General features: G+C 38.3%; 26 protein-coding genes. 8 read left to right on the top strand and 18 right to left on the bottom strand.

The features are described 5' to 3' along the window. The first annotated feature begins 49 nt into the window (after positions 1–49). The gene (gene rlmH, locus HMAT_RS09920) at positions 50–523 is read left to right on the top strand and encodes a 23S rRNA (pseudouridine(1915)-N(3))-methyltransferase RlmH (protein WP_104382554.1); all 474 of its coding nucleotides are present in this window, start codon (positions 50–52) and stop codon (positions 521–523) included. A gap of 44 nt (positions 524–567) precedes the next feature. After that, positions 568–696, top strand: coding sequence for a hypothetical protein (locus HMAT_RS27575; RefSeq protein ID WP_262507815.1), 129 nt, complete (start codon positions 568–570; stop codon positions 694–696). Between the two features lie 438 nt (positions 697–1,134). Here the strand turns inward: HMAT_RS27575 and HMAT_RS09915 are convergent, their stop codons facing one another. The 4 genes from HMAT_RS09915 to HMAT_RS09900 form a co-directional block, all read right to left on the bottom strand. Next, the gene (locus HMAT_RS09915) at positions 1,135–2,388 is read right to left on the bottom strand and encodes a PQQ-dependent sugar dehydrogenase (RefSeq protein WP_104382553.1); all 1,254 of its coding nucleotides are present in this window, start codon (positions 2,386–2,388) and stop codon (positions 1,135–1,137) included. Between the two features lie 163 nt (positions 2,389–2,551). Then, positions 2,552–2,797, bottom strand: coding sequence for a hypothetical protein (locus tag HMAT_RS09910; protein ID WP_104382552.1), 246 nt, complete (start codon positions 2,795–2,797; stop codon positions 2,552–2,554). Between the two features lie 70 nt (positions 2,798–2,867). Continuing rightward, positions 2,868–3,692: a glutamate racemase gene (gene murI / locus HMAT_RS09905; RefSeq protein ID WP_104382551.1), complete on the bottom strand. Its 825-nt coding sequence runs from the start codon at positions 3,690–3,692 to the stop codon at positions 2,868–2,870. A 54-nt stretch (positions 3,693–3,746) separates the two neighbouring features. Further along, positions 3,747–5,162, bottom strand: coding sequence for a glycoside hydrolase family 125 protein (locus HMAT_RS09900; protein WP_104382550.1), 1,416 nt, complete (start codon positions 5,160–5,162; stop codon positions 3,747–3,749). A gap of 196 nt (positions 5,163–5,358) precedes the next feature. Between HMAT_RS09900 and HMAT_RS09895 the strand changes: the two genes are divergently transcribed. Together HMAT_RS09895 and aroQ are read left to right on the top strand one after the other, a co-directional pair. Next, a complete protein-coding gene (locus tag HMAT_RS09895) occupies positions 5,359–7,032 on the top strand; it encodes a gliding motility protein RemB (RefSeq protein WP_233789169.1) in 1,674 nt (557 codons plus the stop codon). Positions 7,033–7,227: 195 nt separating this feature from the next. After that, the gene (gene aroQ, locus HMAT_RS09890; RefSeq protein WP_104382549.1) at positions 7,228–7,647 is read left to right on the top strand and encodes a type II 3-dehydroquinate dehydratase; all 420 of its coding nucleotides are present in this window, start codon (positions 7,228–7,230) and stop codon (positions 7,645–7,647) included. A gap of 193 nt (positions 7,648–7,840) precedes the next feature. Here the strand turns inward: aroQ and HMAT_RS09885 are convergent, their stop codons facing one another. From HMAT_RS09885 to HMAT_RS09865, 5 genes are read right to left on the bottom strand one after another with little or no spacing between them, the layout of a single operon-like run. After that, a complete protein-coding gene (locus HMAT_RS09885) occupies positions 7,841–8,815 on the bottom strand; it encodes a bifunctional riboflavin kinase/FAD synthetase (protein WP_104382548.1) in 975 nt (324 codons plus the stop codon). Between the two features lie 55 nt (positions 8,816–8,870). Then, complete coding sequence (gene truB, locus HMAT_RS09880; RefSeq protein WP_104382547.1) at positions 8,871–9,593, bottom strand: tRNA pseudouridine(55) synthase TruB; 723 nt, start codon at positions 9,591–9,593, stop codon at positions 8,871–8,873. 9 nt (positions 9,594–9,602) lie between these two features. Continuing rightward, complete coding sequence (locus HMAT_RS09875) at positions 9,603–10,397, bottom strand: undecaprenyl-diphosphate phosphatase (RefSeq protein ID WP_104382546.1); 795 nt, start codon at positions 10,395–10,397, stop codon at positions 9,603–9,605. Positions 10,398–10,412: 15 nt separating this feature from the next. Next, positions 10,413–10,658: a DUF3098 domain-containing protein gene (locus HMAT_RS09870; RefSeq protein ID WP_104382545.1), complete on the bottom strand. Its 246-nt coding sequence runs from the start codon at positions 10,656–10,658 to the stop codon at positions 10,413–10,415. 2 nt (positions 10,659–10,660) lie between these two features. Continuing rightward, a complete protein-coding gene (locus HMAT_RS09865) occupies positions 10,661–11,539 on the bottom strand; it encodes an ABC transporter permease (RefSeq protein WP_104382544.1) in 879 nt (292 codons plus the stop codon). 218 nt (positions 11,540–11,757) lie between these two features. Here HMAT_RS09865 and leuS point away from each other — a divergent pair, with 218 nt between their 5' ends. After that, on the top strand, positions 11,758–14,541 hold the full coding sequence (gene leuS / locus HMAT_RS09860) for a leucine--tRNA ligase (RefSeq protein WP_104382543.1): 2,784 nt from the start codon (positions 11,758–11,760) through the stop codon (positions 14,539–14,541). 55 nt (positions 14,542–14,596) lie between these two features. Here leuS and HMAT_RS09855 read toward each other — a convergent pair whose 3' ends face one another. After that, on the bottom strand, positions 14,597–14,878 hold the full coding sequence (locus HMAT_RS09855; protein WP_104382542.1) for a GNAT family N-acetyltransferase: 282 nt from the start codon (positions 14,876–14,878) through the stop codon (positions 14,597–14,599). Between the two features lie 423 nt (positions 14,879–15,301). Between HMAT_RS09855 and HMAT_RS09850 the strand changes: the two genes are divergently transcribed. Next, the gene (locus HMAT_RS09850; protein WP_104382541.1) at positions 15,302–15,727 is read left to right on the top strand and encodes a cold-shock protein; all 426 of its coding nucleotides are present in this window, start codon (positions 15,302–15,304) and stop codon (positions 15,725–15,727) included. Between the two features lie 136 nt (positions 15,728–15,863). On the opposite strand, the gene HMAT_RS09845 is transcribed toward HMAT_RS09850, so the two are convergent. The 3 genes from HMAT_RS09845 to HMAT_RS09835 form a co-directional block, all read right to left on the bottom strand. Beyond that, the gene (locus HMAT_RS09845; RefSeq protein ID WP_104382540.1) at positions 15,864–16,154 is read right to left on the bottom strand and encodes an RNA polymerase alpha subunit C-terminal domain-containing protein; all 291 of its coding nucleotides are present in this window, start codon (positions 16,152–16,154) and stop codon (positions 15,864–15,866) included. Between the two features lie 174 nt (positions 16,155–16,328). Next, positions 16,329–16,775, bottom strand: coding sequence for a hypothetical protein (locus HMAT_RS27040; protein WP_158655749.1), 447 nt, complete (start codon positions 16,773–16,775; stop codon positions 16,329–16,331). Continuing rightward, positions 16,730–16,918 (bottom strand): hypothetical protein, encoded by a 189-nt coding sequence (locus tag HMAT_RS09835; RefSeq protein ID WP_104382538.1) that lies wholly within the window; start codon positions 16,916–16,918, stop codon positions 16,730–16,732. The genes HMAT_RS27040 and HMAT_RS09835 overlap by 46 nt, the downstream gene beginning before the upstream one ends. Positions 16,919–16,977: 59 nt before the next feature. On the opposite strand from HMAT_RS09835, the gene HMAT_RS09830 reads away from it, so the two are divergent. Then, positions 16,978–17,559, top strand: coding sequence for a TetR/AcrR family transcriptional regulator (locus tag HMAT_RS09830; RefSeq protein ID WP_104382537.1), 582 nt, complete (start codon positions 16,978–16,980; stop codon positions 17,557–17,559). A gap of 24 nt (positions 17,560–17,583) precedes the next feature. Here the strand turns inward: HMAT_RS09830 and HMAT_RS09825 are convergent, their stop codons facing one another. Further along, positions 17,584–17,790: a hypothetical protein gene (locus HMAT_RS09825; protein WP_104382536.1), complete on the bottom strand. Its 207-nt coding sequence runs from the start codon at positions 17,788–17,790 to the stop codon at positions 17,584–17,586. Continuing rightward, the gene (locus HMAT_RS09820; protein WP_104382535.1) at positions 17,787–18,296 is read right to left on the bottom strand and encodes a GNAT family N-acetyltransferase; all 510 of its coding nucleotides are present in this window, start codon (positions 18,294–18,296) and stop codon (positions 17,787–17,789) included. Before HMAT_RS09820 ends, HMAT_RS09825 begins: the two co-directional genes overlap by 4 nt. 119 nt (positions 18,297–18,415) lie before the next feature. Between HMAT_RS09820 and HMAT_RS09815 the strand changes: the two genes are divergently transcribed. Next, positions 18,416–18,889, top strand: a complete 474-nt coding sequence (locus tag HMAT_RS09815; protein WP_104382534.1) for an SRPBCC family protein — start codon at positions 18,416–18,418, stop codon at positions 18,887–18,889. Between the two features lie 48 nt (positions 18,890–18,937). On the opposite strand, the gene HMAT_RS09810 is transcribed toward HMAT_RS09815, so the two are convergent. From HMAT_RS09810 to HMAT_RS09800, 3 genes are all read right to left on the bottom strand, one after another. Then, the gene (locus tag HMAT_RS09810; protein WP_104382533.1) at positions 18,938–19,558 is read right to left on the bottom strand and encodes a hypothetical protein; all 621 of its coding nucleotides are present in this window, start codon (positions 19,556–19,558) and stop codon (positions 18,938–18,940) included. 1 nt (position 19,559) lies between these two features. After that, positions 19,560–20,228: a hypothetical protein gene (locus HMAT_RS09805; protein ID WP_104382532.1), complete on the bottom strand. Its 669-nt coding sequence runs from the start codon at positions 20,226–20,228 to the stop codon at positions 19,560–19,562. A gap of 1,411 nt (positions 20,229–21,639) precedes the next feature. Beyond that, positions 21,640–22,473: a DUF4846 domain-containing protein gene (locus HMAT_RS09800; protein ID WP_104382531.1), complete on the bottom strand. Its 834-nt coding sequence runs from the start codon at positions 22,471–22,473 to the stop codon at positions 21,640–21,642. Positions 22,474–22,592: the final 119 nt, after the last annotated feature.

Here is a 22,592-nt window from a genome sequence, read left to right as displayed (position 1 = left end):
TTACGTATATTTTAAATAAAATCGGAACTTTGGCAACTTGATAGATACTATGAAAATAACATTGCTTTGTATTGGAAAAACGGATGATAAATACTTGATCGAAGGAATCGATAAATACATCAAAAGACTAAAATTCTACGTAAACTTTAATATCATCGTAATACCAGATATTAAAAATAGCAAAAGCCTCTCTGAGGAACAGCAGAAGGATAAGGAAGCCGGATTGATTTTAAAACAATTACAGGCGCAGGATATGGTCATTTTGCTGGATGAATTTGGCAAGGAGTTCCGTTCTTTGGACTTTTCCGCTTATTTGGAGAAAATGATGGTCAACAGTGTACAGCATATGGTGTTTATTATTGGTGGTCCTTATGGTTTTGATCAAAAAATCTATGATCGTGCCAATTCCAAAATGTCTTTGTCAAAGATGACTTTTTCGCATCAGATGATCCGTTTATTCTTTACCGAGCAGCTCTATCGGGCCTTTTCTATAATGAAAGGCGAACCTTATCATCATGAATAATATGGAAAAAAGTCCGTAACTTCATCATTAATAAAAACAGACTTATGAATTTGCCGAACAAACGTGATTATCACTATAAAAGTGATGAAGGAGAGAAAAATAGCCAGTTGAATAAATACATTATGATCGCATGTATTGTTATCGTTATTTTATTGGCAATTTACTTTGCATAATTTGATATCCTCTAATTACGGGATAAGTAAAAGAATAAATCTCTTACTTAATATCCGTATGGAGGATATCAGCAGATGATTTTAATAAATTTGATTGGAATGTTTAGAGAAGAACGCCTAATTTTTTGGAGAAGGTTGGCAGGTCTTGCGCGTTCTTTTGGGTTCGGTGTTGTTTACAAATCCCCAGTTGGTCACATAGAATGATAAGGGGTTAATTTCTAATAATTTTTTCATTTTTTCTTTTTTTACCATATAATATTTTATTGTTTCGACTAGATATGATCAATAATCACGCCAAACTTTAGCTTATGCCAAATTGCCTTTCGTGATCTGATCAGCTTATATGGGTATCGATAAAATAAATTCGGAAGAATAGGCGGGGGAGGCACATAAACATAATAAGTAGTCCCCTATGGAGACTACTTATCTTTATTAAATTTACTTTTTGTCTATTTTATATAATCTGCCGAGATCAGTAATAGCATATAGTGCACCATCATTTCCCTGCGTAATATCTCTGAATCGTTGCCCTTCACTTGCTAGCAGGCGCTCTTCGCCAACCACTTTATTGTCTTTTAAGATAATTCGGGCGATATGGGTACTGCTTAGGCCGCAAATAAAAAGATTATTCTTCCATTCAGGGATGTTCTGTCCGGTATAAAAGGTAATTCCACTTGGGGAGAGCACAGGATCCCAATAATAAACAGGTTGCTCAAGCCCTTCTTTTTGCTGTATACCGGCGCCAACTTTATCGCCTTTATATTCTATTCCATAGGTAATGGTTGGCCAGCCATAATTTTTACCGGCTTGGACCCTATTGAGTTCATCTCCACCGCGAGGGCCAAACTCAGTTTCCCATAAATCGCCGGTTTCAGGATGAAACGCAAGTCCTTGCGGATTACGGTGTCCATAACTATATATCTCTGGCCGTGCATTTGCTTTTCCTATAAATGGATTGCCCGGTGCGGGTTGTCCATCTTTCGTAATGCGTAAAATCTTACCCAGGGCCGCATTCAGATCCTGAGCCAAAGGTCTGGTGACCAAATCGGAGCGTTCACCGGTACTAAAAATAATGTTTCCTTCTTTATCAAAGACTATTCGTCCACCGTAGTGCAGGTTGCCTTTATGCGCTGGCGTTGCCTGATAGATAACTTTCGCGCCCTCGAATGATTTCTCGTCAGCAGAAAGCTTACCTTTGGCAACAGCCGTTAATGTTCCTGCAGGCGTATTGTCCGAAAACACCCAATATACCATTCTATTTGTTGCGAAATCCGGATCGAGTCTCAATCCGAGCAATCCGCCCTGACCACTGCTATTTACCGCAGGAAGACCTTTGATTGGCTCACTTAATTTCCCCTCGGCGGTTGCGATACGCATATCACCTTCTTTTTCTGTGATCAATAATCTACCATCCGGTAGCGCAGCGATACCCCAAGGGGACTTTAATCCTTCGGCAATGACTTTGCCCTCATAGGCTGTTGTTGTTTTCGCTCCAGCGATTCTGGTCTGTCCGGCAAATGCAGGTTTGTAATCCGTATTGGCTTTTTGAGTCTCCACTGGGGGATAGCTTGTCGTATCCGTACCCGGATTTGATGTGCTATCCGAACCTGAATTTGAATTTGCATGATTTGAATTACAGGCGGTCAGGCCTAGCGATATTGTTAAAAGGCTTATTGTCAGTTTGGTTTTCATTGTTGATGACTTTTTTTGGTCTGATTGTACAGTTGAAGATATTAAAAATTAATGAAATGCTGTCCGATATCATGTAATAAATTTATCGACATTTATCAAAATGTCATTAAAAATGAGAAGGATAAGAACTTCACCTATTCTGTTAATTGTTTCGGCGTTGGGCCTAAGGCGTATTCAAACAATGTGTCAGTATCTTTTGCAGCTCATTTTCTTTGTTGACAAAATAATCGCTCACTTCCAATGTTGCACTGGTGTTTAAATTGTAGATACATACAGGGACATAGTTTGGCTGAGCAGAAGTCTCAAAAGTCTTAAAATAGTCAGCGCTTTCCTGGAAAGTTGAAAACTCTTTGGATTCACAATGTTGTGTTTCCTGATTATATGCGATGGTTATAAAATTCTTTTTCATTGTACGCTCCTTTATCAAGAATAACGAAAAGTAAACGACAATAGTTTTAAAAATTCATCGGTTTTTATTTTTAAACGCTGATATGGCTCGCATCCACCTCTTTTCCAAAAAATATTTTTGCCTTGGTTTCAAAATCCCTGGGGTCATCCGTGGTGTAGAAGGCCAGTTGACTGTTTTTGGAACAGCATGTTTCTATTTCAGTATGCCGGTGTAAATAATCCTGTAGGCTGTTAGCAACAATAGGTCCCTGAGAAATAATATTGATATTTTTCGGGACATATTTTTCGATAACTGGCAATAATAGGGGGTAGTGCGTACACGCTAAAACAATGGTGTCAATTTGATCGCATTGCTGTAATAGCTCATGAATATCTTTTTGAACAAAATAATGTGCTCCTTCTGTGTTAATTTCATTATTTTCGACCAAAGGGACCCAAAAAGGACAGTCATGTTGAAATACTTCAATTTCCGGATTGAATTTATGGATCTCTATTTTATAGGATTCTGATTTTACAGTTCCTGTTGTGGCAAGGATACCGATTTTATTTGTCTGCGTATAATTATGGATGATTTCTGTGGTCGGCCTGATGACGCCAAGAACTTTTTTCCCCGGAGGAAGATCGTTTTGCTGAATCGTTCTTAACGCCTTTGCCGAAGCCGTATTACAGGCCAAAATAACGAGATTACAACCTAGATCAAATAGTTTAAACACACATTGTTTCGTATAGGTATATACGGTCTCAAATGAGCGCGTACCGTAGGGGACCCGTGCATTGTCGCCTAAATAGATATAATCATATTGGGGCAAAAGCTGTTGAATTTCCTTGAAAACGGACAGACCACCATAGCCAGAGTCGAAAATTCCAATAGGACCAGAAGTTAATGTATTATCCATAACGCAATGCTATAAGTTACATCCACCTATAACATTGCGTTATAAGATTCAGTTTTATTGAAGCAAAGATGGTTTCTCTTTATATATTTTCCAAATTAATTCGCCAAATAATGTGTTAGTCCAGGCAAACCAATGTCTGGTGAATTTTTTGGGATCGTTTTTATGGAAAGATTCATGCATAAATCCTGTTCCACCGTGTGTGCTTACCAACGTTTTGATACAGTTTCGGATCTCCTCATCGTTTGTCGAGGTCTGTGCACGCATAATAATGGACATCGGCCAAATCATGTCACGACCAATGTGTGGACCACCAATGCCTTCGGCTGCGGTACCTTTAAAGAAGAATGGGTTCTTATCAGATAGAACAAAATTACGTGTGCGTTGATAGACTTCATCATGCATGTCGACGGCGCCTAAATAAGGCAGAGCCAATAAACTAGGGATATTGGCATCATCCATCATTAAGTGACTTGAATAACCGTCTACTTCAAAAGCATAGATCTTTCCGAGTGTAGGGTGATCGATAATTCCATATTTATTTACGGCTGCCTCTACTTCGTTGGCGAGTGCTTCCATTTTTGATGCAAGTGCCTGTTCGTTTTTGACCTTTTTAAGAATTTCAGCAGCTTGTCTCAAGCTAACGATCGCAAATAAATTGGAAGGAATTAAAAAAGAGAAAATAGTCGAATCATCCGAAGGTCTAAAGCTTGAACAGATCAAACCCACGGGGTTGACAGGATAACCATAACCATCGACCTGTAGGGTGTCGGATCCTCTGGACGTTGTCCGTTCAAATTTATAAGGACCTAAATTATCTTTACGTTGCTGTTCGACAAACGTCTGATAAATTTTATGTTGCGCCTCTAACCACTCTTCGTTAAATGGGCTACTGTCATTTGTTTCTTTCCAATAATGATAAGCCAATCGAATCGGATAACATAGCGAGTCAATTTCCCATTTCCGTTCATGGATTCCGGGTTTCATGCTGGTATGGTCACTAAACCATTCTCCCTTTTTCGTTGGATCATTGTAAAAAGCATTGGCATACGGATCGATGTTAATGCATTTACTCTGCTTTTGAATTAAACCAACGATTAGATCCTGCAACTTTTTATCTTTTTTCATGAAAGGAAGATAGGGCCATACCTGAGCACTACTATCACGAAGCCACATGGCGTCGATATCTCCAGTGATGACATAGGTATAGTTTCTTCCATTCTGAACGTAAGGGAATACTGTGGTATCCAATGTGTTCGGAAAGCAATTGTTAAATAACCAAGCCAACTCCTTATTTTTTGTGTTTTTTTGAAATTCTGCGATTGCATCTTCAACTACTTTACTGGAAAAAAGTCGTTTTTCCTTAGGCGTGCGCACGGCAGGAAAAGAATGTTCCTGAGCAAAAGAAAATTTGCTTGCAAATGCACCTGCTGTCAATAAGGTTGCGTTTTGGATAAATGTTCTGCGTTTCATGCTTATTAGGGCTGATTTTTTGTTATACAAGGTTATTTACTAAGATGCAAGATATAAATATTTTTGAATATAACGAACAGCAAATACGATTTAGCATTATAAAATTGACTCTGAATGTGAATAAAGTCATTTTTATTCGGTTAATTTGCAGTTAGGAATGCATTTTGCTAGAAGAAATAATCTTTGAAATAATTTTATGGGGCTTAATAGATCAAAAAAAAGTAATTTACTTCGAATTGTGCTGGCTGGCATCGGGGTAAGTGCCTCCTTTGCAGGGTTTGGGCAAATTAAAAGTCAGCCTTATTCGTATCATTTCTATCAGAAAATGAACGATGTAGTGTATTCTACGGAGACGAGAATGCACACAACAGCTAAACCATTTGTCATCAAAGATTCTTTGTTGCTGGCCAAATTTGACTCGATACAATCCAATAAACCGGTTTCTTCGTCAAATTGGTTTATGCGTAAGATCTTTAATGAACATCTGGTTCAAGTGGAGAAAGACGATTACACGTTCTATGCCGACTTTTTGCCAGATATGTATATTGGAAAAGATATGCAGGGCGACAAACGTCGGACTTGGATGAACGGAAGGGGATTTCAGGTAGGACTGAATGTGGGAAATAAATTCACATTTAACTCATCTGCATTTGAAAGCCAAGCGGTTTTTCCAAAATATCTGGACGATTATATCGTGGCGAATAAAGTAATTCCGGGTCAGGGAAATACCAAATTTCAATCGAAAAATAAAATGGACTGGATGTACGCGACTGCAAGCATGACCTACGACGCACACAAATATATCCAAGCAACCATAGCCTACGACAAGAACTTTATTGGTGATGGTTATCGCTCGATGTTGCTCTCCGACTTTTCATCTAATTATGCGCATCTGAAGCTAACGGGTACGATAGGGAATGTACAGTATACTTCCATCTGGGCCTATATGAATGATCCAACACACCCGAGACAAGATATCAGTGGAATATACCCTATGGAAGGGCAAAATAACAGACGTCTGGGCGATGGGAAAAAATGGGGAGCCTTTCAATACCTGGATTGGAATGTGACCAATAAATTATCTGTCGGTTTCTTTCAGTCTGTTGTTTGGGCAGCACAAGACGAGGCTGGAAAAAGAGGATTTGACTTTAGTTATTTAAGTCCGATTATCTTTATACGTCCTGTTGAAAGCAATAACCGTACATCGCCGGATAAAATGTTTTTAGGAGCTACTTCAAAATATAAATTACCTTATAACTTGACTGTTTATGGCCAGTTTCTATTGGGCGAATTTACGGCTAAGGAATTTTTTGCGGGCAACGGTTATGCACACAACAAGTGGGGTGCACAGCTAGGCGTAAGGGGATACGACATGTTTGGTGTCAAAAACCTAAACTTCCTTGCGGAATACAATACTGCTAGGCCTTATACCTATGCACACTTTAAATCCTATTCCAACTACAGCAACAATGCCGAACCATTGGCGCATCCCAAAGGTGCTAACTTTAGGGAATTGGTTGGTCTGGTAAACTACGCCTGGGACAGATGGGACTTTTCATTACAGGGGATGTATACGCAAAATGGACTGGATCTGCCTGACGGAAGCAATATGGGCGGAAATATCTTTCAATCGTATAATACCATTCCAAATTTGTATGGAAACCATATTGCGCAAGGGATAAAGAACAACATCTATTATGCTGATGCGAAAGCAGCATATGTGCTCAATCCCAAATATAATCTTCGGTTAGAATTAGGTTATATGCAACGTTATGCCAAAGCACAATATGAGACGCCTGTCGTGAATAAATCTGGCGTGGTTACATTTGGACTTCGTTCGAGCTTTAGAGCGATCTATAATGATTTATAGGAAGTTTTTATATATTTGAAGCACATTATTGAGCTTATGAAAACATCATGATTATTCAAGCCCTATATGGAATGTATAATTATGATGTTTCTTGTTTAATAAAACTGTTTTATAGCCTTTAAGGTCTCTGCAACAAGCTACCAAAGGTAGCCTACATGGACCGAATGCTAGTATTGTCTAAATTATTAAATACGGATGAAAAAAATCCTTGTGTTAAATGGCCCAAATTTAAATCTATTGGGTGTTAGGGAAAAGTCAATCTATGGAAGTCAGGATTTCCTGAGTTATTTCGAGGAATTAAAAAAACGCTTTTCAATGATCCAGCTGGAATATTTTCAAAGTAATTCCGAAGGAAAATTAATTGATAAAATTCATGAGGTTGGTTTTGAATATGATGGAATTGTAATGAATGCTGGCGCATATACGCATACCTCTGTTGCTATTGGTGATGCTATTGCTGCTGTACAGACTCCGGTCATTGAAGTACATATCAGTAATGTGCATCAACGGGAGGAATTTCGTCATCATTCCTTTTTGGCTAAAAACTGCAGGGGAGTGATTTGTGGTTTTGGATTGGATAGTTACCGGCTTGGCGTCGAAGCGCTGTTAGTTTAAAAATTTATTGGTTAAAACTTAGTTTGCTTCTCATCAGCGAGTAGGTAATGTTAACATATGACGGGTTGAAAGCGTGCTGCCTAGTTCTGAAAAATAGTAATTTAGGACCATCCCGATGCAAAGAGTTCGTTATTTATAAAAAGAAAAGCGGGAAATTTTCCCGCTTTTCTTTTTATAAATAACTTAAAGGATCTTATCCAATAAGATTTCGTATTTCTATTTCATCTGCTTTGATCTGTGCTTTCATTTCCTCCAGCGAGTCAAAGCGTTCATCATGGCGAATAAAGTGAAGGAATTTAACGCGTAGTGTCTTACCGTAAATATCCTGATCAAAATCAAATAGACTGATTTCAATTGCACGATTCATTCCGTCAACCGTGGGCCTTGTGCCAATGTATCCCATCCCTTTAGCGATCGAAATAGGATTCTCTTCTTTATATTCGCCTGTCGTGATATTCTGGATGTGATTGTAGATATAGACCTCAACCGCATAGATACCGTAGGCAGGAATGAGTTTATGAGGTTCATGCACCTGCAGATTTGCTGTTGGGAATCCAATGGTACGCCCGATTTGATCGCCCCGGATTACCGTTCCTGTCAATTCAAAAGGATAACCTAAATACAGGTTGGCTGTTTTGATATCACCTTTGATGAGTGCTTCACGCACGCGGGTGGAAGAGACAGCAATATCATTGATATCCTGCTCTGGGATTTCGTCCACACTATAATCAAATATCGAAGCAAATTGTTCCAGATCGCCGAGCGAGCCCTTGCGATCTTTTCCAAAATGATGATCATATCCAATAACAATCTTTTTTGTACCCAATTTTCCTACAAGTACATTACTGATATATTCTTCAGGAGTTTGATTGGAAAAATCACGGGAGAAGGGGATAATGATCAGATGGTCAATACCAACCTTGCTCAATTGACTTACTTTTTCTTCAATATCATTTATTAAACGTAAGCTGTCATCGTCCGGATTAATAATTAATCGGGGATGGGGGAAAAAAGTAAGCAATATGGTTTCACCGTTAATTTTTTGTGCAGCCTCCTTTAAGTGGACCAATATTTTTTGATGCCCAATATGGACACCATCAAAAGTACCAATGGTAACTACTGCATTTTCAACGGGGGAGAAATCTTCTAAACTTCTGTAGATTTTCATTTATAGGATTTTTTGCAAAAATAAGATAAAGAATCAATAAAAAGTGCCGATAGGGTTATTTAATGATTTCTTTATGACGTTTTATTTCGGCGATAAGCTGTTCGAGGTTCCAAGCGTTTTCAACACGATAATCACCACTTTTGGTCCGTCTTAATGAACTTAAATGTGATCCACTCTGTAATACTTTTCCAAAGTCGTAAGCCAATGACCGGATATATGTACCTTTTGAACAGGAAATGCGAAAATACACATTGGGAAGTTCAATCTTCTCGATCTCAAAGCTATTGATCCGAACTTGGCGAGATTTTATTTCGACATCTTCACCGCGGCGCGCTTTTTCATAAACACGTTCTCCATTGATCTTTATGGCAGAGTGTGCCGGAGGAAATTGTTGGATATCACCCATAAATGATTTCGCGGCATCTAAAATCATTTGTTCGTTAATATGTGCGATCGGGAATGTCTCGTCAATTTCGGTTTCCAGGTCATAGGAAGGCGTTGTGCCGCCCAGTGTGATTGTACCCGTGTATTCTTTGTCTTCAGCTTGATAGCTGTCGATCTTTTTTGTCAATTTGCCTGTGCAAACGATCAATAATCCTGTTGCTAAAGGATCCAGTGTACCTGCATGGCCAACTTTTAATTTTAATGGTTTCAGTGAGTTTCTGACTTTACCCACAACGTCGAAACTTGTCCATGTCAAAGGTTTATCAATCAACAACATTTCACCTTCAGCAAAATTAAACGCTGCTGAGTTTTCACCAACCTCTCTCTTTTCCATGAAAAATTTTTAGATAATTTGTAAACTATGACCCGAAAGGAGTAACACCAATATAATCACGCCGACAATGATTCTATACCATCCAAAGGCTTTAAATCCATGCTTTGTTAAAAATCCAATAAATGATTTGATGGCAACAATTGCGACAACAAAACCAATGAGGTTACCTACAATAAGAAGATTAAGCTCTTCGCCTGTAAATGTATTTCCTTCTTTGAAGAATTTCAAGAGTTTAACGGCGGATGCGCCAAACATCATCGGCAAAGCGAGGAAAAACGAAAACTCTGCAGCCGCTTTACGCGTTAATTTTTCGGCCATACCACCGATGATGGTACTGGCAGAACGTGATGTGCCTGGAATCAAAGCGAGACATTGGTATACACCGATCATAAAAGCCTGTTTGTAGCTTACTTTGTCCGAATCTTCAACAGTAGGTTTATTGAACCACTTGTCTACAAAAAGAAGAACGATACCACCAATGACCAGCATAACAGCAACCATCAAGGGGCTTTCTAAAAGTGAATCGATAAAATCATTGAAAAGTAGACCAAGGACTGATGCCGGAATAGCTGCAATCACCAATTTGTAGTAAAATGAAAGTGATTTGAAGAATCGTTTATAATACAACACAAGGACCGATAATATCGTTCCCAGCTGAATGACAATTGTAAACAGTTTAACAAACGCTGATGGCTGAATACCCATAAGAGCGGTTGCAATAATCATATGACCTGTGGAGGAGACAGGCAAAAACTCCGTTAATCCTTCGATTATAGCGAGGATGATAGCTTCAATAATAGACATCTGTTTTTAATAAGATTATTCTTCAGTTTTCGTTGTTTTGGGACGATACAGGATCGCAACAAAGCCTAAGGCAAAGCCAAGGACAACAACAATAGGTGCTAAGGTGATTTTAGTAAAACTATAAATATCAGTTTCACCTGACATCAGGGCGAAGCCGATGACAACAATAATCAGACTAGCTATAAAAAGCTGATAATTTAATTTGGAAAATACGAAGGAACCTTTATTTACAGATTCTGTAGATTTCTTAATTTGAGCCATTTTTATCTATATAAATCGTTAGATTGAGCTTTTAAATATTTCGTCACAGCAAAGTATGTGCTGAGCCCTGAGATTAAAATTCCGATGAAGATGACCCCCAGGAAGATGACGGCAAATTCAAACCAGTTGCGCAGAAACACCAGTTCAGGTATCTGTTGTTGCGCAAATTTAAGGGTCAATATCAACAATAAAATCGCGATCAGTGAACCAAGCAATCCATGAATAATACCATACGTGATAAAAGGCTTGCGGATAAAGTTCTTGGTCGCACCGATTAACTGCATGCTTTTAATTAAGAAACGCTGCGAGTAAATGGCTAGACGTATTGTATTGTTGATTAAGGCAACAGCAATGATCAAAAGAATAACAGCAAAGGCCAAAACAATGATACCGATGATACGCACATTTTTATTGACCATATCAATTAATGATTCTTGATAGACCACTTCTTTTATTCTATTATTTTTAGAAATTTTTTCAATGAACGTCTTGATGCTATCCGTATTGGCATAATTTTCCTTCATATAGACATCCAATGATGGCAATAATGGATTATGCCCAAGGTATTGCACAAAATCTTCTCCAAGATCCTCTTTCAGGTTTTTAGCAGCTATTTCTTTACTGATGTATACTGACCGAAGTACATAAGGATCTTTTTCAAGATCTTTTTGTAAGGATAGTACGTCCCCTTCACTAGTGCCATCATTTACAATGACATTCAGGACAATGTTTTCTTTAACGTACTTTGAAAGATTTTTAGCGTGCACCAATAGTAAGCCCAACATACCTGTCACCAACAGTACCAGTGCGATACTGATCACTGTGGATACATATACAGACTTTGTTTTTCTTTTTTGTGTGCTTAATTCGTATTCTGACATAATAAGCAAAAATTTATTTGCGAAAGTAACTAATTGAGCGGAAGATTTCGAATTTATCTTGTAATTACTTTGATAAACATCAATTCGAATTTTGTTTTCTACCTATGTTTAAATAACTTTTCAATACTAGAATTTATTGTTCAAACTACAAAACTTTTATCACATTTCAGTATTAAAATCGTAATTTCGCAAGTCATAAAAATTCCTTACGAACAAAAATGGAGTATAATCACAAATCATTAGAGAAAAAGTGGCAAAAGTTTTGGGCGGATCATCAAACCTATAAGACATCGGATGTGCACCAGAAGCCAAAATACTATGTGTTGGATATGTTTCCTTATCCATCTGGGGCGGGATTACATGTTGGCCATCCACTAGGATACATTGCTTCGGACATCTTTTCAAGATATAAACGATTAAAGGGCTTCAATGTACTACATCCAATGGGCTATGATTCCTTTGGACTTCCTGCAGAACAATATGCGATTCAAACAGGTCAACATCCTGCTGTTACAACCGAAGCGAATATCAATCGTTACCGGGAGCAGATGGACAACATCGGTTTCTCTTATGACTGGAGTAGAGAAGTCCGTACTTCCGAACCTGAATATTATAAATGGACGCAGTGGATTTTTATGAAATCATTCGATTCTTGGTATAATAAAGAAACGGATAAGGCGGAATCCATTAACACATTGATTGCGAAATTTTCTACAAGCGGTTCTACAGCTGTTCAGGCAGTATCTGACGAAGATGTATTAGCATTTAATGCAGAAGAATGGAAATCTTTTGACGAAGAAACACAACAGCGTGAGCTTTTAAAATATCGCATTGCTTATTTGCGCGAGAGTACGGTCAACTGGTGTGCTGCTTTAGGAACAGTATTGGCCAATGATGAAGTGATCAATGGTGTTTCTGAACGCGGCGGTTATCCGGTTGAACAAAAGAAGATGATGCAATGGTCTATGCGTATCACGGCTTATGCTGATCGCTTGTTAAAAGGGCTGGATACCATTGATTGGCCAGAGCCGTTGGTCGAAATGCAACGTAACTGGATCGGGAAATCTGTTGGTGCCTCGGTGAAATTTCCTGTTCCGCAGCTGGATACTGCGATAGAAGTTTTCACAACACGTGTGGATACCATTTTCGGCGTTTCATTTGTCGTTTTAGCTCCGGAACATGAATTGGTTGCCGCATTAACGACTGCAGATCAAAAAGCTGAGGTAGAAGCTTATATCGATAAAACCTCAAAAAAATCTGAACTTGACCGTATGGCCGATAGCAAGACAGTATCGGGTGCTTTCACAGGTGCTTATGCCAAACATCCTATTTCCGGACGGGATGTGCAAATTTGGATTGCGGATTACGTGCTTGCCGGATATGGGACAGGAGCTGTAATGGCTGTGCCAAGTGGCGATCAACGTGATTATGTTTTTGCCAAACATTTTAATTTAGAAATTATTCCGATTTCGGATACACAGCAGATTGAAGAAGAAGCTGATCCGAATAAGGATGGAAAATATATTAATTCGGATTTTATCAATGGTATGACCTATCAGGAGGCTGTACCTGCGCTGATTTCCAAGCTGGAAGAATTGAATTTGGGTAAGGCAAAAATCAACTTCCGTATGCGTGATGCCATTTTTGGACGTCAGCGTTATTGGGGCGAACCTGTACCGGTCTATTTTAAAAATGGTCTTCCGTATCTCATTAAAGAGGAAGAACTACCTTTATTGTTGCCGGAGGTTGATAAGTACTTGCCGACAGAATCCGGAGAACCTCCTTTAGGACGTGCAAAGGACTGGAAATATGAAGATCAGTATGAATATGAGTTGAGTACCATGCCAGGGTGGGCCGGTTCATCATGGTATTGGTTCAGATACATGGATCCAAAGAATGAAGATAGCTTTGCTTCAAAGGAAGCCGTTGACTACTGGAAAGCCGTTGATTTATATATCGGTGGTTCGGAACATGCGACAGGCCACTTGTTATATTCGCGCTTTTGGAATAAGTTTTTAAAAGATCTTGGTTATCATAATGAAGAAGAGCCCTTCCGAAAACTGATCAATCAGGGTATGATTCAGGGGCGTTCAAATTTTGTCTACCGTGTACTCGATGAAGAGGGTAGAGGAACCAACCAATTTGTGTCTTACGGCTTGAGAAATGATTACAAGACAATTCCTTTGCATGTGGATGTTAATATTGTGTCGAATGATGTTTTGGATCTGGAGAAATTCAAAAATTTCAGACCTGATTTTGCGAATGCTGAATTTGTATTGGAAAATGGCAAATACATCTGTGGCAGTGAGGTGGAGAAAATGTCCAAATCAAAATTCAATGTCGTTAATCCAGATGATATTATTGAAACTTATGGTGCCGACACCTTACGCCTTTACGAAATGTTTTTGGGGCCACTGGAACAGGCTAAACCTTGGAATACCAATGGTATCGAAGGTGTTTACAAGTTTTTAAAGAAAGTATGGCGCCTGTTTCACGATGCGGAAGGTAATTTTAATGTATCGGATGAAGAGCCTTCAAAAGCTGAATTTAAAGCTTTACATAAGATTATCAAGAAAGTAGAGGATGATATTGAACGGTTCTCTTTCAATACGTCGGTTTCTGCTTTTATGATCTGTGTCAACGAATTGACCGATTTGAGAAGCAATAAACGTCAAATATTGGAGCAACTTGTTATCGTTCTCCAGTCTTATGCACCGCATATTACAGAAGAGTTGTGGAACTTATTGGGTCATGCGGCAGGAACACTTTCTCAGGCAAATTATCCTACCTTCAACCCCGAGTATTTAGTTGAATCTGAATTTGCGTATCCAGTCTCTTTCAATGGTAAAATGAAGTTCAATCTATCGCTTGCATTGGATTTGGATCAACAAACCGTGGAAGAAATGATTAAGGCACATGCAGATGTGCAACGGCATCTGGACGGCAAGCCCATTAAGAAGATCATTTTTGTAAAAGGAAAAATAATCAATATTGTAGCTTAGTCCATACCGCTAGCAAGAATAAAAGCCATTTTGTCCCAGTGATAAAATGGCTTTTTTAGGCTAGTACGTCCTGAAAGGCAATTGTTTTGTCAAAAATTGATTTTGCATATGGGCAATTCGGGATAATCTTGGCATCGTTTTTCCGCGCATAATCCACTGCTTCAAGAACGAGTTTTTTACCAACACTCATCCCTTTATATTCGTCGTAGACCTCGGTGTGGTCTATGGAAAATTCGTTCTCGGTCTGCCATGTATATTCTAAAATCCCGGCCTCATTATTATCCACCTCAGCAATGAAATTACCTCTGTCGTCTCTTTCGATATTTTTTACTTCCATAGTGCTTTTTTCAAAATAACGTCCAAAAGATATTTTTGTTTTATCAAAGTTCTCAATTTTTACTTCGCCGGATATACAATTACGTAGCTATCTACGAGCTTTCTTATTTTTTTGAATTTCATTCAGCAAGGCCGCCGGATCTTGAATATGGTCTACCTCATTGCAACTAAACGTTTTTTTTAATTTTAAAAAAAAGAATGGTTTCTGTATGTTGGCCTCTACCGAACGTATTTAAAGGAGCAAAAGATGAACATCTTTTCATTCGTGAATCTCAGGAGAATTAGGCGATCGACTATCTGATTTCTCCTATTTTTTTTGTACCTTTGCAATTATCTCCTTAGAACACGTCGCATTTTTATCTTTTCACCGAAGCTCTAAAGGTCCGAAACCTCCTCGGGAACATTTTATTTTAATCCATATTGAATGAGCAAAAGCCAAATTACATTTAACAAAAAAGAACGAGAAAAAAAGAAATTACTCAAAAAACAGCAAAAAATTGAGAAAAAAGAATTCAATAAAACAAACAACGACAAAGGAAAATCTTTGGAAGAATTGTTTGCTTATGTTGATGAGCACGGGAATATCTCAGACAGACCTGCGATAAAATTGAAAGAAGGGGAGAGCCCAAGCATGACCTCAAACCATCATGACGAGTACTCCTTCGGAAAAGTTGTCCATTACAATACAGAGTCCAATTATGGATTCATTAGAGACAATGAGACCCAGCAATCTATTTATTTCAATGACCGTCTTGTCGGACAGAAATTGAACCTGAATCAGAAAGTGAAGTTTAAATTCAAAAGTGCTAAACAAGGCGCTCAAGTAACTGAGGTTTTGATTGAGTACTAGTAAACGAAGATTCCGCTTGTGTTAAAAGCGTTGAATTATAAGGCCCTCAAGCACTTCTAGTAGCCAGAAACTATGTGGAAGCCAAGCGAGGGCTTATTTTTTTGTTATCACCTGACAGAATAGCCTTTGGAGCAGCCTACTCCTTAAATTTTAATCCCTTTTCCATTAAAGCCTGACCTAACAAAGGTAAGGAAGTCTTTCCAAGACCATGGAGCTTCAGTAGGTCCTTCTCCGAATACTGAGCCAGTTTTTCAAGTTGATCTATGCCATGGTTTAAAAGTGTATTTCTAGCGGGGCTACCCAAAAGAGCTAGAAAACCATCTTTAGGTTTCTTTTCCTTTTCGCATATTGGGCATGTTGGGCAGTCTGTACTCTTATAGAAGCTGTGCCCATTAGTACATGTTCTTCTGGTTTTGATTCTCGTCATGTGGCCTATATCTGATAATTAATTACAATATCAACATTATTCTTCGATTATAGTTTATGCTTTTGCTATTTTAATGTCTGTTGTTCAATGAGATATTCTGGGTGATTTTGAGCGAAAATTTTTCAGAACGTATATTCTATTTTGTTCCAGAATGTGTTTTTTATCGGCTCTGATTTAATTTTGGCTACAAACCAAATGATTGGTTCTATCGGAACTTTTTTCGATATAACGGGGCTGATGAAACAAAAAATAGAATAGTCCTCCGGTGAAATAGGCAAGGACATCATAAAGATCAGCCGTATTATAATCCGTATAGTAGGGCATTACCCACTCAAAAAGTAGCGATACAATAGCGGCTATGAACCAGATTTGATACAGCGGATAGCCATGTGGATTACCGTTGTTAAATAAATAACTTCCTACAACAGATGAGACGTGGACAATAACGGGCACAAAGACAAAATCCGTAAGCCAGCTGTTTAAAAATGGAATCGGGAAATGATAGTGCCGCGTAAATCGAATAAAGAACCAGCATAACCAATAGATAATAAATATATTGTCAAAAAGTGCCTTTCCTAATGCGCAAAGGAAACGGCGATCAACATCGCTATTGCTCCGCATGCCATCAAAGTTAAAAACATAAAAAAAGCTGTCTGTTTGCCGAATTTTTTCCAAGGACTATCATTAGGATGGGTAGGAATGAGTGTCTGTTTTAAATCGAAGTATTGATTTTTCAGCCAGTTTCCTTTCTTTTTGTCTTTCATATAATCTTAATTTAATTATTCAGGACACAAAATTAGAACAATTGTTCTAATTTTGTGTCATGAATACGAAAGAAAAAATTATTACGGCAGCATTAAGTCTATATAACCGCGAAGGGATACGTACGGTAACCACACGTCAGATTGCTCAAGAAATGGGAATTAGCGCTGGAAATTTGCATTACCACTTTAAACATACAGAAGACATTATCTATACTATTTTTGGTCAACTCCAACGTGATTATGATGAAATGGTGCTTCTATTTGATAAGAAAGATCTTGTGCTTCGGGAGCTATTGCGGGAATTTACGGACGGATCATATAGATTGATCAATAAGTACAAGTTTATTTTTGTCAATTTTGTTGAGATATGCGCTTGGATCCCAGCAATTGGCGAGTCTTACAGGGATCTTGTCATGCGACGTGAGGAGCAATTTATTTCCCTCTTCAGACATTACGCTCAGTTAGGGATGTTTCGGCAGGATATACCGATAGCTATGCTGAAGGGTTTTGTACGTCAGATTTTTATCATATCAGATTTTTGGTATTCGAGTTTTGCAGTACTGGGAGGCCAGTGCCAATCGGATGCGCTGGAAGACTATCGACAAACGATAGAAGTTACCTTTTATCCATACCTGACTTAATACCTGTTCTTGCTTGTGAGCACGTTAGGCGCAGCGATAGTCACCGACGTGGATGTCCGAAATCTGGACAAGCGTTTTCCCTTCGAGGTTCTCCGGAAGATGTTTTATGGGTAACTTTAGTTGCTCATATTTTACCCACTGTGGTTCGATCTGCCAAGCGTAATAGCGGGCCAGGGCTACAATTAGGATGAGGGTAATAAGCCCTTTCTTAAAAAAACGTTTCCTTTTCATTGTGTTTTGGCTATCCAGCTGGATTTTGTAACCTGCATATTTAGCCCTTTCCAGATTCCATTGCCGATGGGAGTTTCAGTCGTGACACCTTCATTGATTTCAAATCCTGCTCCCTCGTAGCATTTTATCGCATTGCTGTTCCATGCATATACATTCAGGTCCGCTTTGTCGTATATATCGTCGATGAAAAGAAGTGTTAGCATGGCGTTTATTGTTTTTCTTCCAAAGCCTTTGTTTCGCTCTTTATTATCAGCAATCAATATGCGGGACAGTCTTGGGATAGCTCTTTCAAAATTCAATTCGCAATGCCCGATAACGTTGTTTGTTTCTGTACTGATAATTTTATATGGACGGCGTTTGGGATCGTCAATATATTTTTTTAGCTGTACGTCAGTGATTGGAAACGAAAAATAAGGGCCTGCAAACTGCAGGAGTTCTTCTGGAGATTTTATCCAGGATTTGAAGCGGTCAAAGTCGGTTTCTTCAAATGGAAGTAGGGTGATCATAAATTATTATTGATATATAAACCTAAGCATAGGATTAAGTTAGATAATTGTTGGGCACTTTCCTAAAAAAATCCTGATTTTTGCGAAATTCGTTCCAAATTTACTGAAACGAAAACTGTATGCCAACACTTATTTTAGGTACCATCGTAAATGCGCCCATAGCAATAGTTTTTGATCTGGCCCGTAGTATAGACCTGCATATGTACTCGACGAAGAAAACAAATGAGAAAGCAATATCAGGTGTTACCAGCGGGTTGATTGAGGCGGGGCAGACTGTTCAGTGGCGAGCGAAACATTTGGGCGTATATCAAACCTTGACGGTGCAGATTACGAAAATGGAAAAGCCCTATTTTTTTGAGGATAAGATGATACAGGGTATATTTCAGACGATGGATCATCAGCATCTTTTTGAAGCGCAAGTGGATGGTACTGTCCTGATGCGGGATGTGTTTCATTTTAGGGCACCTTTAGGTCCTTTGGGGTGGTTCGCTGAATGGTCTTTCCTTACTGTATATATGAAACGATTTCTTGAAGAGCGTAACCGTATCATCAAAGTTGTCGCGGAATCAGGAGATTATGTCCATTATTGCTGAGGATAGGGTAGAGGATGGTTCTTTAGATGCAGCTTGGTTATGAGTAGTTTACCGGTTCTTTGGGGTAATGCTTAGATATGGGTTTTTCTGCAGAAGCTGTTCCTGCAGAAAATCGAAGGCACCTCTCTGGTTCATTGTCACCTGATGGATCTTGGAGAATTCATTGTAAAAATAGATGCGAAAGCTGTTTGGACCGCGGGAATTCTGTATAATCTTTGTCTCGATGCGGTGGATCTGACTGATCAGGATTTTTTTACTTCCAAAAAAAGTGAAGAATATAAGTTCATGTTCACAAAAAAGATAAGGCGCAATGGTTGCATAAATGCGGACAAGTCTGTTTGTATATCTTCGGTAAATATCAAGGTCATGACTGTTGAGGCCTTTTAAGGCAATAATAAATTTCTGATTTTTGGCGTACACGGCCCAGCTCAATCCACCGAATAGTACGCCGAAATAAACGAATAAGGTGCTAAGTAGCGGGAGGGATTTATAGAAAAAACTCAGCTTGTCCGGAGTATCCGTCCATTTTTCCAAAAAAACGTAAAAGAAGAAGCCATAGCAAAGGAGAAACATCACTATAAACAGTCCGATACCAGCATTACGGACTTTGCAGATTTTCCTTATCTCAGTTTGTAAAAATGAACTGTTGTCGGATGAATAACTTTCCATATCATAAATAATAGTGTGTAGACTTGTTTTTTGTTGTCAAATAAGAAGGTATTTGGTTCCGTGCGATGATTGTCAGATTTGGACGCTCGTCGAGAAGTTGTTTTTGTAGAAAATCGAAGGCCGCGATCTGGTTCATTGCTACCTGATAGATTTTTGTAGCTTCATTATAAAAATAGATGTGGTAGCTGTATGTATCGCGATAATTACGGACAAATTTTGTTTCTATGCGTTTGATCTGATTGATTGGAATCTTTTTATTTCCAAAAAGAGGAAAGAATATAAGTTCATTTTTACAGAAAATGTAGGGCGCAATGGCTGTATATCGCTGAGTAAGTACACTTGTGTACCGTCGATAGATGCCTAAGTCATGGCTGTCGAGCTGCTTTAGGGCACTCACATATTTTTGGTTTTTGATATACAAAGCCCAACTTAATCCGGCAAATAGTATTGTAGGGAACAGGAATAATGTGTAAAGGGATAGGGTGGAGCTATAGTAAACGGTCAGCTTGTCTGGGGTATCCAACCACCTGTCCGAAAAAACATATAATAAGATAGCAAAGTAGATGAGAAACGATGAAATAATAAAAGCGATGGCATTATTACGGGCTTTTTTTATTTTCTTGATCTCGATCTGCACAAACAAACTGTCTTCGGCGGAATAATTATGCATATAATGAATTATATAGTAATGCAAAGATAACAAGAAGCAAGACTTTTTGCTTGTCTGTGTTTTTAAAATTTCTGTTGTTGTTTGGACTTTATCATTTAATAGTGTCTTCTAGATCTGATTTTTATATTTATTTAGATGATGTTATTTTGTTGAAGTATAGTTTGTTATGTATTTATTCAATTGTTTCTTAGCTTTTTGTCATGTGGTAAATCTACCGGTATTGTGCATGAAGCACTTGTGTCATTTAAAAGATATAAGTTAGATAAAGAGACTAACGTTTGCCGTGTGGGTAGCTGCTGATGATCATCTATTTTTGATGTGAGCTGATTGGAGTAACCTTATTTTTATGGCTTTTAAGAGATTTTTTTGATTGGCCTATCTTCCAGATCCTTATTGTCTGTAAAGGGCTCGTGCCGCTTAAAAACATCGTTAGACGAGGGATGTGGCAACGTAAGCTGATGGGGTAGTTGCTGATGATCGATTATTTTGGTGGGAGCTATTTGATATAGACCTATTTTTACGGCTTTTAAGACATTTTTTTGTTTGCCCTACGCTAACCACCTTTGTTATTCATAATTGGCTTATGCCGCTTAAAACCGTAGTTAGATAAGGGCTAGCGATAATGCATGCTGGCGTATCGCTATTGATGACCATTTATTCCTTTCTTTTGGATGTTGTGAAAAGGTGTTTTGTCGCAAGTAAGCAATGTGTAGTTGAAATATACTGTGACTTTTTTACATTGACTGGATGCAGGGAAGGCTGTCGTGTTAAAGAAAAGGGTATGGATAAAATTTTATCCATACCCTTTTCTTAGTGAAAACTATAGCTTTTGCTGTTTTTTATACATTATTTTTTTATTTATATAGTACATGTAATGAATTCTATATTAAATGATAATGAAATATAATTTATTGGATTTTGTATTTAAACGCGAAAACTTTGAGAGAAGGCTATTTTGACCAATAATACGCCTTTCTTATGTGCTTTTAACCCATAAGAAAGGCGCTTTTGAACCGTGTTATGTCCTCGTTATTTCGCCCACATACTTACTCAATCACGAAGTTATTCTTGATTAGCGCGTAGTATACAGCTATTTAATGCAGATGATAACGGAAGGTAGATAATCGTGTGCAGGAATTCCCTATAGATCCTCTTTTAGGGAGAGATGACATCAGTAACCATTGTTATTGCTACAAGATCAAAAAGAGATTGTGTGCTTATTTACTGGTGTTTTTGTTGTATTTAAGTTGTTGTATTTCAGTATATTTATGTTATTTATTTGTTGCTTTTGTTTATAAGTGGTAATTTTAATAATGATAGCGCGGGATAGACTGTCACAACAATTGGAATATTATGAAATCATCCCTAATGGGGTGAAAAATATATTATTTTGGATTTATTTTGTTCGCTTTTATTCCCAGGTTTTCAGATTCTTGGCATAAAAAGTCCATTCCGGAGTTTTGATTACATCCTTGTCGATATCGTACCAAGGGCTTAATTGTGGGTCATTCCAATTATTCAACAGCTGTATTTCCTGGGCAGGCATATAACTTTGCGCAAGCAGTACAATTGTTTTTCCCGCCTTATTTTTTGCAAGGTCAACGACAATAATAGCATGCCCGATCGGGGAACCTTTCTGTATGAAAGTATCTCCGATTTTGACCGCTTTCGTTGTTTTTACGTTAGGTAATTCATCGTGTAAAGATGCTGTATTGGCATAGGCAAAGATATACTCCATGTATTTCCAGTATTTTGCATAAGAATAGTCTCCTTTGGCATAATTTGTATAACTGCGTGGTTTTCCATCCGAAAGGAAGTTAAACTTAATGTCTTGATACCTTTTTTGCTGATAGAGGTAATCGGCACGTAAGCGCATTACGGCATCCGCGCATTGATGGAGGTCGCGTTTACCAATATCCAGCTTGATAACACCATTGTAGATATTGTTCCTGGGCTTAATTTTTCCATTATAATAACAAACCTCATGGTCCAAGGGGTGTAGGGGAAGATTTTCTAGAAAACTGCCAAAGTCTTTTGCGGTATATGGGAGTCTTTCAAAACCCTTGGGCAATGAAATTCTTGTTTTGACAGTCATTCCTGCAGGGATAATAAACTGTGTTTCCTCAGTATGCTCAGTAGTCGTTTGGTCTTTGGGTTGCGCTTGTGAAATAGCCGAATTTGGCTGCCCACAGCCAATGATCACCTGTAGAGACAGTACAGATAATAATAAATATGTTGTAGTCATAGCGGGTTTTCTAGTCAATGTTGCCTGCTCTACTAAGATAGCTAAAATTCAGCAGAGTAAGGAAATCGGGACAGCCCTGAAAATTAAGAAATTTTTAAGCTGCAAACGCACTGTTTGGA

Origin of the sequence: Sphingobacterium sp. HMA12, from assembly GCF_002933815.1 — a bacterium.
Lineage (GTDB): Bacteria > Bacteroidota > Bacteroidia > Sphingobacteriales > Sphingobacteriaceae > Sphingobacterium.
This window is presented reverse-complemented; position numbering and strand designations above follow the sequence as displayed.

What these genes read in the sequence shown, in the direction of transcription:
- rlmH (WP_104382554.1), top strand. Translation starts at nt 50, where the DNA reads ATGAAAATAACATTGCTTTGTATTGGAAAAACGGATGATAAATACTTG.
- HMAT_RS27575 (WP_262507815.1), top strand. Translation starts at nt 568, where the DNA reads ATGAATTTGCCGAACAAACGTGATTATCACTATAAAAGTGATGAAGGA.
- HMAT_RS09915 (WP_104382553.1), bottom strand. Translation starts at nt 2,388, where the DNA reads ATGAAAACCAAACTGACAATAAGCCTTTTAACAATATCGCTAGGCCTG.
- HMAT_RS09910 (WP_104382552.1), bottom strand. Translation starts at nt 2,797, where the DNA reads ATGAAAAAGAATTTTATAACCATCGCATATAATCAGGAAACACAACAT.
- murI (WP_104382551.1), bottom strand. Translation starts at nt 3,692, where the DNA reads ATGGATAATACATTAACTTCTGGTCCTATTGGAATTTTCGACTCTGGC.
- HMAT_RS09900 (WP_104382550.1), bottom strand. Translation starts at nt 5,162, where the DNA reads ATGAAACGCAGAACATTTATCCAAAACGCAACCTTATTGACAGCAGGT.
- HMAT_RS09895 (WP_233789169.1), top strand. Translation starts at nt 5,359, where the DNA reads ATGGGGCTTAATAGATCAAAAAAAAGTAATTTACTTCGAATTGTGCTG.
- aroQ (WP_104382549.1), top strand. Translation starts at nt 7,228, where the DNA reads ATGAAAAAAATCCTTGTGTTAAATGGCCCAAATTTAAATCTATTGGGT.
- HMAT_RS09885 (WP_104382548.1), bottom strand. Translation starts at nt 8,815, where the DNA reads ATGAAAATCTACAGAAGTTTAGAAGATTTCTCCCCCGTTGAAAATGCA.
- truB (WP_104382547.1), bottom strand. Translation starts at nt 9,593, where the DNA reads ATGGAAAAGAGAGAGGTTGGTGAAAACTCAGCAGCGTTTAATTTTGCT.
- HMAT_RS09875 (WP_104382546.1), bottom strand. Translation starts at nt 10,397, where the DNA reads ATGTCTATTATTGAAGCTATCATCCTCGCTATAATCGAAGGATTAACG.
- HMAT_RS09870 (WP_104382545.1), bottom strand. Translation starts at nt 10,658, where the DNA reads ATGGCTCAAATTAAGAAATCTACAGAATCTGTAAATAAAGGTTCCTTC.
- HMAT_RS09865 (WP_104382544.1), bottom strand. Translation starts at nt 11,539, where the DNA reads ATGTCAGAATACGAATTAAGCACACAAAAAAGAAAAACAAAGTCTGTA.
- leuS (WP_104382543.1), top strand. Translation starts at nt 11,758, where the DNA reads ATGGAGTATAATCACAAATCATTAGAGAAAAAGTGGCAAAAGTTTTGG.
- HMAT_RS09855 (WP_104382542.1), bottom strand. Translation starts at nt 14,878, where the DNA reads ATGGAAGTAAAAAATATCGAAAGAGACGACAGAGGTAATTTCATTGCT.
- HMAT_RS09850 (WP_104382541.1), top strand. Translation starts at nt 15,302, where the DNA reads ATGAGCAAAAGCCAAATTACATTTAACAAAAAAGAACGAGAAAAAAAG.
- HMAT_RS09845 (WP_104382540.1), bottom strand. Translation starts at nt 16,154, where the DNA reads ATGACGAGAATCAAAACCAGAAGAACATGTACTAATGGGCACAGCTTC.
- HMAT_RS27040 (WP_158655749.1), bottom strand. Translation starts at nt 16,775, where the DNA reads ATGCGGAGCAATAGCGATGTTGATCGCCGTTTCCTTTGCGCATTAGGA.
- HMAT_RS09835 (WP_104382538.1), bottom strand. Translation starts at nt 16,918, where the DNA reads ATGAAAGACAAAAAGAAAGGAAACTGGCTGAAAAATCAATACTTCGAT.
- HMAT_RS09830 (WP_104382537.1), top strand. Translation starts at nt 16,978, where the DNA reads ATGAATACGAAAGAAAAAATTATTACGGCAGCATTAAGTCTATATAAC.
- HMAT_RS09825 (WP_104382536.1), bottom strand. Translation starts at nt 17,790, where the DNA reads ATGAAAAGGAAACGTTTTTTTAAGAAAGGGCTTATTACCCTCATCCTA.
- HMAT_RS09820 (WP_104382535.1), bottom strand. Translation starts at nt 18,296, where the DNA reads ATGATCACCCTACTTCCATTTGAAGAAACCGACTTTGACCGCTTCAAA.
- HMAT_RS09815 (WP_104382534.1), top strand. Translation starts at nt 18,416, where the DNA reads ATGCCAACACTTATTTTAGGTACCATCGTAAATGCGCCCATAGCAATA.
- HMAT_RS09810 (WP_104382533.1), bottom strand. Translation starts at nt 19,558, where the DNA reads ATGGAAAGTTATTCATCCGACAACAGTTCATTTTTACAAACTGAGATA.
- HMAT_RS09805 (WP_104382532.1), bottom strand. Translation starts at nt 20,228, where the DNA reads ATGCATAATTATTCCGCCGAAGACAGTTTGTTTGTGCAGATCGAGATC.
- HMAT_RS09800 (WP_104382531.1), bottom strand. Translation starts at nt 22,473, where the DNA reads ATGACTACAACATATTTATTATTATCTGTACTGTCTCTACAGGTGATC.